This is a genomic window from Nostoc sp. NMS9, from assembly GCF_017114995.1.
In the GTDB taxonomy this organism is placed as follows: domain Bacteria; phylum Cyanobacteriota; class Cyanobacteriia; order Cyanobacteriales; family Nostocaceae; genus Nostoc.
On the sequence record NZ_JABXKL010000088.1, the window covers coordinates 1 to 12,801 of the forward strand.

The window sequence follows — 12,801 nt, forward strand, 5'->3', positions numbered from 1 at the left end:
TTTAACTATTGAGCTTTAGCCACTTGACAAGTTTCTATTTTTCTTAACTTGACACTAATGGCAAGATGCCGACTTAACAACGGTGCTGATGTTTTGCTCTGGAAGTGCATTTGCAGGAGTAACAGTCAAAATAACTGCGATCGCAGATAGGGTAGCATTGAATAAATAGTTAAAATTACAACTTTTGTCCATAGTATTTATCCTGTATGTAAATACTGACTATTTGCAGACCAAACCACCACAAATCAAGAATTACTTCCCCTACGGTGTCAGTTGTGAATATGAGTCTATCAGTAGCAAAAACCACTTAGTATCGACTAATAAACACTGTCCAGTGACTAAGTGCAACCTTTAATTAATCCATAGCTAATTCTCTGCGTGCCTCTGCGCTTCCCTCTGCACCCCTACCCTGCGGGAAGGCGAAGCGCCTATGCGTTTAAATAAAAAAGAAATCAGTAGACAGTTCCCAACCTACTACTTAGTTACAAAACTTAGACTAATCTCAGACAAACTGGAGTATACACTTTTAAGACTGGAGACATTTAAGATACAGGTTCTACACACTTCTTAATAAATCCGCCTTGAGAACGCAAAACGTTCTAATCTAAAAGCTAACTGGGTTAATTTACTGGCAGTTTTGCAGGCAATACTCTCAAGCTCATATAGCATAAACACAGCGATGTGTCAAGCCTCAAAACAATCCAGACTTAACATATAAACGCTTATGATGGGAGTTTTACAAATCCGATGAGTGTTAAGGCGAGTGGTGGAAGCTCGGTTGCGCGTCCGCAACTATATCAAACCCTAACTGTATCCACAATTACCCAAGCGGAGCAGCAAGACCGCTTCTTGGGAAGTGGTGAATTAAATGAACTGGCAAGCTATTTTGCATCTGGTGCAAAACGTCTAGAAATTTCCCAGACGTTGACGGACAATGCCGAGATTATTGTGTCTCGAGCTGCCAACCGGATTTTTGTCGGTGGTTCGCCAATGGCTTTTTTAGAAAAGCCCAGAGAAATAGAAATAGTACCTGTTAGTGCTGGTGCTAATGTTCAGCAAGGGATGCAACTGGGAACCGTAACCTACGTTGAAAGTCGTGGTGGGTTCCTAGAAAATCTACGCTCAATATTTAATTCATCCCCCAGTGGGCCGACACCTGCAGGTTTCAGACCAATTAACATTGCTCGTTATGGCCCAAGCAACATGGCCAAGAGCTTGCGGGATTTATCCTGGTTCTTGCGCTACGCTAGTTATGCGATCGTTGCTGGCGACCCCAACATCATAGCGGTGAATACAAGGGGCTTGCGGGAAATCATTGAAAATGCCTGCTCTGGTGAAGCAACGCTAGTAGCTTTACAGGAAATCAAAGCCGGGGCACTTTCATTTTTCCGCAACGATGCTGAGGCTACAGAAATTGTGTCTCAGTACATGGATGTTTTGTTAACAGAATTCAAAGCAGCCACACCTTCAAACAAAGTCCGCCAACGTCCCTCTAGCGACCAGCAAGGGTTGCAATTGCCGCAAATCTACTTTAATGCAGCAGAACGTCGTCCCAAGTTTGTGATGAAGACTGGGTTATCAGCTAGCGAAAAAAATGAGGTAATCAAGGCTACATATCGGCAAATCTTTGAGCGCGACATTACCCGTGCTTATAGCTTATCCATATCTGACCTGGAATCCAAGGTTAAGAATGGTGACATCTCTGTGAAAGAGTTTGTCCGTCGTTTAGCTAAATCTCCTCTTTACCAAAAACAGTTTTACCAGCCTTTTATTAACAGCCGAGTCATCGAGCTAGCTTTCCGTCATATTCTAGGACGGGGGCCAAGTAGCCGCGAAGAAGTACAAAAATACTTCTCGATTATTTCTAACGGTGGTCTACCAGCCTTAGTAGATGCCTTAGTAGATTCTGCTGAATACAGCGACTATTTTGGTGAAGAAACAGTACCCTACCTGCGGGGTCTGGGTCAAGAAGCACAAGAATGTCGCAACTGGGGACCGCAGCAAGACCTGTTTAATTACAGTGCGCCTTTCCGCAAGATACCTCAGTTCATCACCACATTCGCGGCTTACGAGCAACCACTACCAGATCAACATCCCTACGGTTCTGGTAATGACCCCTTGGAAATTCAGTTTGGGGCGATTTTCCCGAAAGAAACTCGCAACCCCAGTACCAGTCCGGCTCCTTTTAGTAAGGATACCAAACGCATCCTGATTCACCAAGGAGCAGGGATTAATAACCAAAATAGTAATCCCAGAGCGCGGGGTGAAGCTCCAGGTACCCTTGGCCCCAAGGTATTCAAGTTAGATCAACTGCCTGGTACTAGAGGTAAAAAGGCTGCCAAAAATTCTAGCGTCAGATTCTCCGAAAGCTCCACGCAAGCAGTAATTAGAGCTGCTTACCTGCAAGTTTTCGGTCGTGATGTCTACGAAGGTCAGCGCCCGAAGGTATTAGAAATTAAGCTGGAAAACGGCGACATCTCGGTACGGGAATTTATTCGTGCTTTGGCTAAGTCGGATGTATTCCGCAATCTGTACTGGTCATCGCTGTATGTTTGTAAAGCGATCGAGTATATTCACCGTCGCTTGTTGGGTCGTCCGACTTATGGTCGTCAAGAAATCAACAAGTACTTTGATATCGCTGCAAAACAAGGCTTTTACGCGGTGGTTGATGCCATTATTAACAGCGTAGAATACAGCGAAGCCTTTGGTGAAGATACAATTCCTTACGAACGATATCTGACTCCTGGTGGTGTAGCAGGGCGACAATTGCGTGTTGGTAGCATTGGCGAAGATATCGGTACTCAAGTCAAGAAGGAAGTAACGCCGAGCTTTGTGACACTGGGTACTGTAACAGAAAATCGGTCAGAACCAGATATTCAGTTCCGCATTAACCAAGGTGTTAGCAAGCAACGGGAACAGACCAAAATCTTCAAGCTTGTGGCCAATACCAGTGACAAAGTTGCAGTCAAAACTTTGATTAGCGCTGCGTATCGTCAGATATTTGAGCGGGATATTGCACCCTACATCGCCAAAAACGAATTTACCAAATGGGAAAGCAAGCTGGGAAATGGCGAAATTAGCGTCAAGGAATTTATTGAAGGTTTGGGTTACTCTAACCTCTACCTGAAAGAGTTCTACACACCTTACCCCAACACCAAAGTGATTGAGTTGGGAACCAAACACTTCTTGGGACGTGCGCCACTAGACCAAGCAGAAATCCGCAAGTATAACCAGATTTTGGCTACTCAAGGTATTCGTGCCTTTATTGGTGCTTTGGTAGATAGTGTGGAATATAACCAAGTGTTTGGTGAAGATACGGTTCCTTACCGTCGCTTCCCGACCCTACCTGCGGCAAACTTCCCGAATACGGAGAAGCTTTACAACCAGCTTACCAAGCAAAACGATGACGTGGTTGTACCAAGCTTTAAGCCAGTACAAGCCCGTGTCGGAGCTAGTAACGATACACCGCTTGTGCTACAGGCAATCGCGGATATCGCAGCCCAAACAAATGGTCAGCCATCCTTTGCTGAACTAGGTCGTTCCTACAACGATGCTAGCGGACAAACTGTGGAAATGGGAGTGCGTAAACATGCACGCATTTACCGTCTAACAGAAAACACCAACCAAGAGGAAAAACAACAGGCAATCAACGCCATTTATCGTCAAGTATTGGATGTATTTAGCGGTGAAGTGCCCGATCATTTCCGTCGCACTGACCTAGATAGCAAACTCCAGAATGGTGAAATTTCCGTCCGCGAGTTTGTTCGTGAACTAGCTAGTTCCCAAATCTATCGCCAACGCTTCTTATCACCTTACCCTCATGCCAAGGTCATTGAGTTCCTCTTCCATCATCTGTTGGGGCGTACACCTGCAACTCAGGAAGAAATTGGCCAGTACAACAAGCTGCTAGCCGATAGTGGTTTGTCAGCTGCTGTAGAAGCAATAGTCGAAAGTCCAGAATATAGCCGCTACTTCGGTGAAGATGTTGTACCTTACAACCGTTTCCCATCTTTGCCAGTAGGTAACTACCTCGGCAGTGTAGCGGTTGATTAAGGAGTAGGAAGTCGGGAATAGGGAATAGGGTACAGATTATTTACTGTCCCCTATCCCCTGTAACCTGTCCCCTGTCACCTTCGTAACCTTTCGTAATACCGCTCTCAGATTGCAGTTAAAACAGTAAATTCTGAAAAGCAATATTACAAAGTATTAAGAGCAGTCATAAATGCTCAACAGAATGCCGGAAAATGTTTTGCGGAAGGTAGCTGAGTTTGAAAGCTTGTGTACTTATGTTGACTCAAGCAAACTCGTAATTTTTTAACCGTAGCAGTTGTGAAACTGTTGTGTCTAAAAGGACGAGAAAACAAACTCAGTAAACCAAACTCAAAGTCGCACCAGTTTAATCAAATCCTGGTTTCATTCGTATTGGAGGAATCCATTAATGAGTATTGTCACGAAAGCTATCGTGAATGCTGATGCAGAAGCCCGCTACCTCAGCCCTGGTGAGTTAGATCGGATCAAGTCCTTTGTTGCAAGTGGCGAGCGCCGTGTGCGGATTGCTCAAGTTTTGTCAGAAAATCGCGAACGGCTCGTTAAGCAAGCTGGCGATCAACTGTTCCAAAAGCGTCCTGATGTTGTATCTCCTGGTGGTAACGCTTACGGTCAAGAATTGACTGCTACTTGTCTGCGTGACCTAGATTATTACCTCCGCCTCGTTACCTATGGTATCGTTGCTGGTGATGTCACCCCCATCGAAGAAATTGGTGTTATTGGTGCCCGTGAACTGTACAAGTCCTTGGGAACTCCTATCGATGGTGTTGCTGAAGGTATCCGTGGGCTGAAGAATGGCTCTACATCATTGCTCTCTGGTGATGACGCTAGTGAAGCTGCTGGCTACTTCGACTACCTAGTTGGTGCCCTTCTAGGATAGGGTAAAGCTGTTTACCTACTTAAACAGAAGTATTGCAATACGGTTGGAAATAAGGAATTAACAACATGGCTCAAGACGCAATTACCGCTGTCATTAACTCCGCAGACGTTCAAGGGAAATATCTTGACTCTTCTGCTTTAGAAAAGCTAAAAGTTTACTTCTCTACTGGCGAACTGCGGGTACGTGCTGCTAGCACCATCAGCGCTAACGCTGCTGCGATCGTCAAAGAAGCTGTAGCAAAATCTTTGCTATACTCTGACATCACCCGTCCCGGCGGCAATATGTACACCACCCGCCGCTATGCTGCTTGTATCCGTGATTTGGATTATTACCTCCGCTACGCTACCTACGCTTTGTTGGCTGGAGATCCTTCCATCTTAGATGAGCGTGTGCTAAATGGCTTGAAGGAAACCTACAACTCCTTGGGCGTTCCCGTTGGTGCTACCGTGCAAGCTATCCAAGCAATTAAAGAAGTGGCTGCCAGCTTGGTAGGTTCCGAAGCTGGTAAGGAAGTCGGTGTTTACTTAGACTATATCTCCTCTGGCTTAAGCTAAGAACTAGTTTGCGCTTAAAAATTTAGGTGCGGCTTTATTAAGGTCTGGAAATCAACCGTGAGTGCTAGAACGTTATATTGCTTATCTTGGTAAATTATCAGTGATGAGTGTTGGTGGTCTAGTATTGATGTTTGATTTCCAGCCTTTGAATGATTAAAAGATTTGCACTCAAGATTTTGAGATAAAAAAGTTTTCACAAGGTATACAGGAGATTTTCAAAATATGTCCCGTTTGTTTAAAATTACTGCTCTAGTTCCCAGCCAAACCCGAATTCGTACCCAACGCGAACTGCAAAATACTTACTTCACTAAGCTAGTTCCTTATGAAAACTGGTTCCGCGAACAGCAACGCATTCAAAAAGCAGGTGGTACAATCATCAAGGTGGAACTGGCAACTGGTAAGCAAGGCGCTAATACTGGCTTGTTGTAATTCTGTAAATAGAATATTATTTTAGGGAATTGGTAAGAGGTCGAGAAAGACCTCTTTTTTATGGCTTAGATTTTTGCAAATCAAAAGTTAAACATATTTAAAAGGCGATACCCGCGAGTGTAAAGTGGAACTGGAGCGTCAGCATTCTGTCTATTCTTAGTCTGTTCAACAGTTTCATCAAACACAATTAGCGTTTCTTTCCCAACCTTCAGCCAGTCTTGATATGGCACACTCATATCTTCTTCAATACCACCAATATTAGGTGCAACCATTGCTCGGTAAGCTTCATTGAATTTCCTGCGGAACCGGAAATCTACTGAAATTCTTAGACCTTCAGTTTTCCTTCTTACTGTTTGATGCAATCCACGGGCATCATTAAAGTACATTGTGCCGTGTTGTAGTTGTGCTTCCGTGTAGGAGACAACCATCGGAATATCCCGACCTTCATCAAAGTCTGACATCACTTGCATGGACTGTAATTCCATTTCGCGGGGCATTTCACCTGCTTCGATAGTGATATTATCGATGTCGCCAAATAATGGTAGAACCACTACAGTTGCATCAGCAGCAACACCTGCCCAGACATCGCTATGGCACTTTGAGCTAGCAAAGGGCAAACCCAACTTCTTGGCGTCAGTCTTGCCGTAGACCATACGGAGATTTACTGGTAAATCCACTGCATCAATCAGGTCATTTGCTCCTAGTTGGTAAAAAGCCTCTGCGACGCTTTTTTGAAAGAGGTTAAATGCCAAAGTATGTTCTCGCTTGGGCATCAAAAGACCAGTGCCGGTGTAGTTCGGCAAAGTACTTCTTGCTTCCAGTAGTCGTTCAAGCATTTCAGCTTCCGAAAGAATGATGGGACTATTCAGACACGCTGAAATATAACCCGCAGCAGCAATTCGGATTTGCTGAAATAATTCAGGCTTTAATGTGTGTTCAAACAGTAGTCGGTACTGTCGCCTTGTAGCAATTTTATCGGCAAGCTCATCAAATAGGCGATCGCCAAGCTGAGAAAATGTGATCGCACATTCATATTGTAAGCGATCGCGCACTGGTGATTCTGCTAACAGTTCTTCTAACATCATTTCTTCCAACGTTATTCTAAATCGGCTAAATAACTCATACATTCAAAGCCATTCCGTTTGCAAAACGAATCTGGCTATTACAAATTAACAATATTCTTCCCTTTATACTTCGTAAAATATACTGTTTTATTTTTCTTAATTTTCTTAATTAAAATAATTAATTTTAACTTTATTAGTAAAGCCCAGATGAAGTTATAGTTTAAAAACCGAAATTTCTATATATAAAGTTGCTGTTAACTAAGTAACAATTCCATTTTATGAAGTTAAATCTAATTTAGCTGCTTATATTTAAAGAAACTAACAAGCTAATAATATTCAAGGTAGTTTTTCCTTGGAAAAGAATAGTTTTTAAACGCAAAACTCATCAATAAACTAAAACCAGTAAAATCAACATTCTCAGCAAAGTATATTAATTGTTAAAACATATACATCAGCTATTTTAGTCTAGCAAGACTAAATTGATGAAGATAAGCATAAATCAAGTATAGATAAATACTTAAAAATGTCAAATGTGAATCACAAAAACTCAACTAAAAACTTATATAATCGCACAGCATCAGAATGGATTAGAGGAGAACCTACTTCTTTATCAGACTTTACAGCACGCCCTTTTGTACTAGAGCTTTGTCAGCCTGTTACTGGGTTGCGAGTACTTGATATAGGTTGTGGAGAAGGTTATTGTAGTCGAGAATTAAGCCGACGTGGCGCTGCATGGGTACATGGAATAGACCTTTCCGAAAGCATGATTGCAGCAGCAAAATTGCAAGAAATAGAAGATGCATCGGGTATTAGCTATGAAGTAGGATGTGCTACCAATCTCAAGCAGTTTGATGATGGCGAAATTGACTTAGTTGTTGCAGTGTTTCTATTTAACTATTTGACAATTGCTCAGACCCAAGAATGTATGGCAGAAGTTGCACGCATTCTTCGTCCAGGCGGTCGATTTGTATTCAGCGTTCCCCATCCATCTTTTCCATATATGCGGGAGGCGGCATATCCGTTTTATTTTCAAGTTGAAGGTACAGGCTACTTCAGCAAGCGAGATCAACAGTTTCCTGGTCGTATTTGGAAACGAGATGGTTCTTGGCTAAATGTGCAATTGATTCATAAAACTCTTGAGGATTACTTTAATGCTCTTAAAATTGCTGGCTTCAATACGATGCCAATTTTACAGGAATTGCGTGTGACTCCAGAACATATCGCAATAGACGAATCATTTTTTAGCCCGTTACTTGACCAACCCCTTCATCTCGCCCTACAAATATCACGATGACACAGACATCTTCTTTAGTTAGAAATTCTTTCCGTGAAATAACGATTAATCATCCTCTATGGAATCATGAGTTTTTAATGCGCTGTCGGACTGGAAATTTATTTTTACCAGACGTACAGGTACTAGCTGTCCAGATGTACAAATTCTCCAAAGAATTTAATCGTATTTTGGCTAGCATTTTGTCTTGCTGCCAAGATGAAAGTAGTCAGTTAGTCATCTTGGAAAATCTATTTGACGAAATGGGACACGGAGATATAACTCAGTCTCACCCAGAATTATTTCGTCAATTTACCCGCGCACTTGGTATCCACGACGAAACTCTAGCATCACTACCCACTGCACCTGAAACTCGCGCCCTTATTGAAACCTACTTGCAGATGCCACATAAGTACGGCTATTTAGCTGCACTCGGTGCCGTCTGTTATGCTTCCGAAGGGATTGTTAGCTCGCTGTACACGCAACTATACAAAGGAATTGTTGGCGCTACTCCTTTACCCAAAGAATCGCTGATCTTTTTTGAAGTCCATATTGATGTGGATGATAGTCATGCAGCGAAGCTAGCGGCAGTGATTGAGCCTCAAATTACCATGAATGAAGAAGATATCAAGATAAAGCTGGCTATTGCAGAAGCTATGGATGCTCGTCTCCAATTTTTTAACGGTATTCAGCGTCAAATCTCTAAATATAGCTTGTATCCTGATTCATGGCTGCCTTTTGATGAATCCCTGTAGTTAGTCTGTCAAGCTTAAATTGATGGGTAAAGAAGTTCGTAGTAAGGACTAAAGTCCTTACTACAAACCTTCAAAACTAGCTAGGTAAAGCGAATAAGTTAAAATACGGTTGTAATAATTAAAACTTGTGTCATAAAGTACAAATAGTTTTCCCTACTTTTTTCGATTTTTAAAGCTGTAATAAAACATTTTAAGATTTGATTACAGAAAGTTTTGTCATTTAAATAAGCTTTTTAAGAAATTAGTTGTCGAGTCTTGGGCAAATTCACAAAGTAAAATTAGGTACAGCAAGAGGAGGCTTCCATGTACGGATTAGTGAACAAGGCGATTCAAGACATGGTGTGCAGTCGCTTTGGCGAAGATACTTGGAAAACAATCAAGCAGAAAGCAGAGGTGGATGTAGATGTTTTCCTCAGTATGGAAGGCTATCCCGATGACATCACCCACAAGCTGGTAAAAGCTGCTAGTGTCATTCTCGGTTTATCTTCCTCAGAGATTATGCAAGCCTTTGGGGAATTTTGGGTTCAGTACACTGCTCAAGAAGGCTATGGCGAATTGATGGATATGAGTGGAGATGCACTCCCTGAGTTTTTAGAAAACCTTGATAATCTTCATGCTCGTGTAGGAGTTAGTTTTCCTAAACTCCAACCCCCATCATTTGAGTGTACTGATATAGAAGAAAATTCTCTGAGCTTACATTATCGCTCTGATAGAGAAGGGTTAACGCCAATGATTCTTGGACTAGTCAAGGGATTGGGAACCAGGTTTGATACAGAAGTTCATATTACCCAAACCCAAAGTCGAGATGAGGGTGCTGAACATGATGAATTTTTAGTGATTTATAAACCAAATTGAGTGCAGTAGCATGGCTCCTCCTCACCTTACACTTTCGCCAGAGTTGCTGGCGAAAGCTTTTCCTTTCCACTTTGCCTTTAACCGTAATCGGGAAATTGTACAAGCTGGTGATGTCTTCGGGCGCATTTGTCCTGAACCATTAGTTGGTAAATTGATTGAGCAGCATTTTCAGATCAATCGTCCAAAAATTTTGGTCGATTTTGATGTTATTAGTAAACAGTCTCGTGCCCTGTTTATATTAGAGTTTCTCCACAATGGAATGCATCTCAAGGGTCAGATGATGTATCAACCAGAGGAGGAGGTGATATTTTTTTTAGGTTCTCCCTGGATTACAGATACAACTAGCCTCGCTCCTCTGGGTATAAAACTCAAAGACTTTGCAATTCACGACCCAATTGTTGATTTCTTGTTTCTACTACAAGCTCAGAATACTGCTTTGGCTGATGCTAAAAAGTTAACAAGTGAACTGAAACAGCAAAGAGCACAACTACGGAGCGCGCTACAAATCAAGGAGAATTTGGCTGAAATTGCTGAGGCTCAGTCTAAAAAATTGGAAAAATCTCTCCGGGAGCTACAACAAACTCAAGCCCAATTAGTTCAGGCTGAGAAAATGTCCAGTCTGGGTCAGTTAGTTGCAGGAGTGGCTCACGAAATTAACAATCCTGTTAACTTTATTTACGGTAATTTGAAATATGTAAAAGATTATACGCAGTGTTTGCTGAATCTTGTGTATCTTTACCAGCAATTTTATGCCAATCCTGTGTCAGAAGTTCAAGAATACATTAAGGAGATTGAGTTAGATTTTTTACTAGATGATTTGCCCAAAATCCTAAATTCGATGGAAGTAGGAGCCGAACGGATCTCTGAAATTGTCTTGTCTCTGCGGAATTTCTCTCGTCTTGATGAGGCGGAGAAGAAAAGAGTTGATATTCACCAGGGACTGGATAGTACTTTGCTGATTTTACAAAGTCGCTTTAAGGATAGTGTTGATCGTCCTGGGATCAAAGTAGTGAAAAATTATGGAGATTTACCTTTAGTAGATTGCTACGCTGGCCAACTCAATCAAGTATTCATGAATATTATCAGTAATGCAATCGATGCGCTCGATAACTATGATAGTAGACGCGCGATCGCAGAAATTAATGCTAATCCTAATATAATTACAATTACTACGGAAATCATCGAAACGAACTGTGTAATCCGAATTGCCGATAATGGTTCAGGAATAACAGAAGCAGTTAAGGAACGACTGTTTGATCCATTTTTCACAACTAAGCCAGTTGGTAAGGGCACAGGATTAGGTTTATCAATTAGCTATCAGATTATAGTTGAAAAACATGGGGGAACACTAAGATGTATATCAGAACCTGGGCAGGGAACTGAGTTCTGGATTGAAATTCCCCTATCTATGAACAAACAAGCAGATCATTGTGTGAAATCATTAAGTTTAATTAAATAAATACTTTTAGTCAATTTTCGAGCGATCGCTCTTAACTATAGCAATTCTAAATCTTTAGTATAAAATATTACTTTTTTATTGCGGAGTAGAGATTGCAATTTGTCAGAAATATTGAACTAGTGGTGTATTGAAGTTAACAACTCTAAGATTTATGGTTGTAAAGCCTACTTATGAGTTATAAGTTATGATTTATGAGTTTTATTTTTAACTCCTAATTTCTAACTTTTTACCTGTACTGATCGTGAATCTACGCCACCTGATTCCAATTTTTGATAGTTCAGTCTCCAACTGGGCATTAGAAGCGCGGTTGTTGCGCTGGTTAACCTTGATTTGGCTGTTTGTCGGCTTGATCATGCTATTTTCAGCATCATATCCTGTTGCTGATGCCCGTCAAAATGATGGTTTGTACTACTTTAAACGTCAACTGCTTTGGGTCTTAGTTTCCTTAATCGGATTCAATATTATTGTTAATTCGCCGTTGCAGAAAATTTTGGGATTATCCCATTGGTTTTTGTTGCTGTTTTTGGGGTTAATTTTTGTCACACTGATCCCAGGGTTGGGAAAAAAGGCTTTTGATGCAGCACGTTGGATTGCGATCGGGCCAATTCCGATTCAACCTTCAGAACTAATTAAACCCTTTTTGGTATTGCAAAGTGCGCGGCTTTTTGGTCAGTGGGAACGAATTAGTTGGCAGGTTCGCTTCGCTTGGTTGGGCGTTTTTGGTCTGGTACTTTTAGGAATTCTTGCCCAGCCTAACTTGAGTACAACGGCACTTTGCGGCATGACTATCTGGCTAATTGCTCTAGCAGCTGGCTTACCTTACAAGTACCTGGGAGGAACAGCAATTGGTGGAGTAATGTTGGCACTACTCAGTATTAGTATTAAAGAGTATCAGCGTAAGCGGGTGATGTCATTCCTCAATCCTTGGGCGGATGCTACAGGAGATGGCTACCAGTTGGTGCAAAGTCTACTAGCTGTGGGTTCTGGTAAAACTTGGGGAGCTGGATATGGGCTTTCTCAACAAAAGCTGTTTTATTTACCAATTCAAGATACCGATTTTATTTTTGCGGTGTTCGCTGAAGAGTTTGGCTTTGTTGGCAGTATGGTGTTGTTGGTACTTTTAGCTACATTCGCTACTCTCGGATTAGTTGTGGCGCTGAAGGCTAAAAATATAGTACATAGATTAGTAGCGATCGGCGTGACGACTTTGATGGTAGGACAATCATTGCTCCACATCGGTGTTGCTACAGGTTCTCTTCCTACTACTGGCTTACCTTTGCCCATGTTTAGTTATGGTGGTAATTCCATGATTGCCAGCTTAATAGCTGCTGGGTTGTTGATTCGGGTAGCACGTGAGAGTAGTGAAGCTGAGATAGTACCGTTGCGAAAACCTCTGTTTGAAAATGGGAGCAGACGCCGAGCTTTTCATAAAACTAGGAATTGAGCTAGCAAAAGCTACGATAGACAAAGTTTTACGCTCTTTGCAGG

At 41.9% G+C, this 12,801-nt stretch carries 10 protein-coding genes and 1 pseudogene; 9 read left to right on the forward strand and 2 right to left on the reverse strand.

Features of this window, described 5'->3' with window-relative positions; translation table 11 throughout:
- Positions 1 to 54 precede the first annotated feature (54 nt).
- On the reverse strand, positions 55 to 192 hold the full coding sequence (locus HWQ40_RS28340; protein ID WP_292784841.1) for a hypothetical protein: 138 nt from the start codon (positions 190 to 192) through the stop codon (positions 55 to 57).
- 555 nt (positions 193 to 747) lie between these two features.
- On the opposite strand from HWQ40_RS28340, the pseudogene HWQ40_RS28345 reads away from it, so the two are divergent.
- The 4 genes and pseudogenes from HWQ40_RS28345 to HWQ40_RS28360 form a co-directional block, all read left to right on the forward strand.
- Positions 748 to 4,041, forward strand: a pseudogene (locus HWQ40_RS28345) (phycobilisome rod-core linker polypeptide); the annotation flags it as partial.
- 397 nt (positions 4,042 to 4,438) lie between these two features.
- Positions 4,439 to 4,927: an allophycocyanin subunit alpha gene (gene apcA / locus HWQ40_RS28350; RefSeq protein WP_099100538.1), complete on the forward strand. Its 489-nt coding sequence runs from the start codon at positions 4,439 to 4,441 to the stop codon at positions 4,925 to 4,927.
- A 65-nt stretch (positions 4,928 to 4,992) separates the two neighbouring features.
- Positions 4,993 to 5,481 carry an allophycocyanin subunit beta gene (apcB, locus tag HWQ40_RS28355; RefSeq protein WP_292784844.1) on the forward strand — a complete coding sequence of 163 codons (489 nt, stop codon included), beginning with the start codon at positions 4,993 to 4,995 and terminating at the stop codon, positions 5,479 to 5,481.
- Between the two features lie 222 nt (positions 5,482 to 5,703).
- Complete coding sequence (locus HWQ40_RS28360; protein WP_292746978.1) at positions 5,704 to 5,910, forward strand: phycobilisome linker polypeptide; 207 nt, start codon at positions 5,704 to 5,706, stop codon at positions 5,908 to 5,910.
- Between the two features lie 80 nt (positions 5,911 to 5,990).
- On the opposite strand, the gene HWQ40_RS28365 is transcribed toward HWQ40_RS28360, so the two are convergent.
- Positions 5,991 to 6,995: a hypothetical protein gene (locus HWQ40_RS28365; RefSeq protein WP_292784847.1), complete on the reverse strand. Its 1,005-nt coding sequence runs from the start codon at positions 6,993 to 6,995 to the stop codon at positions 5,991 to 5,993.
- A gap of 502 nt (positions 6,996 to 7,497) precedes the next feature.
- Here HWQ40_RS28365 and HWQ40_RS28370 point away from each other — a divergent pair.
- The 5 genes from HWQ40_RS28370 to HWQ40_RS28390 all read left to right on the forward strand — a co-directional run bounded on the left by HWQ40_RS28370 (position 7,498) and on the right by HWQ40_RS28390 (position 12,757).
- Positions 7,498 to 8,268 (forward strand): class I SAM-dependent methyltransferase, encoded by a 771-nt coding sequence (locus HWQ40_RS28370; RefSeq protein WP_292784848.1) that lies wholly within the window; start codon positions 7,498 to 7,500, stop codon positions 8,266 to 8,268.
- Positions 8,265 to 8,999, forward strand: coding sequence for an iron-containing redox enzyme family protein (locus tag HWQ40_RS28375; RefSeq protein ID WP_292784850.1), 735 nt, complete (start codon positions 8,265 to 8,267; stop codon positions 8,997 to 8,999). Before HWQ40_RS28370 ends, HWQ40_RS28375 begins: the two co-directional genes overlap by 4 nt.
- A gap of 303 nt (positions 9,000 to 9,302) precedes the next feature.
- On the forward strand, positions 9,303 to 9,854 hold the full coding sequence (locus HWQ40_RS28380; RefSeq protein WP_292784852.1) for a heme NO-binding domain-containing protein: 552 nt from the start codon (positions 9,303 to 9,305) through the stop codon (positions 9,852 to 9,854).
- A 10-nt stretch (positions 9,855 to 9,864) separates the two neighbouring features.
- Positions 9,865 to 11,313, forward strand: a complete 1,449-nt coding sequence (locus HWQ40_RS28385) for an ATP-binding protein (RefSeq protein ID WP_292784855.1) — start codon at positions 9,865 to 9,867, stop codon at positions 11,311 to 11,313.
- A 241-nt stretch (positions 11,314 to 11,554) separates the two neighbouring features.
- On the forward strand, positions 11,555 to 12,757 hold the full coding sequence (locus HWQ40_RS28390) for an FtsW/RodA/SpoVE family cell cycle protein (RefSeq protein ID WP_292784856.1): 1,203 nt from the start codon (positions 11,555 to 11,557) through the stop codon (positions 12,755 to 12,757).
- Positions 12,758 to 12,801 lie beyond the last annotated feature (44 nt).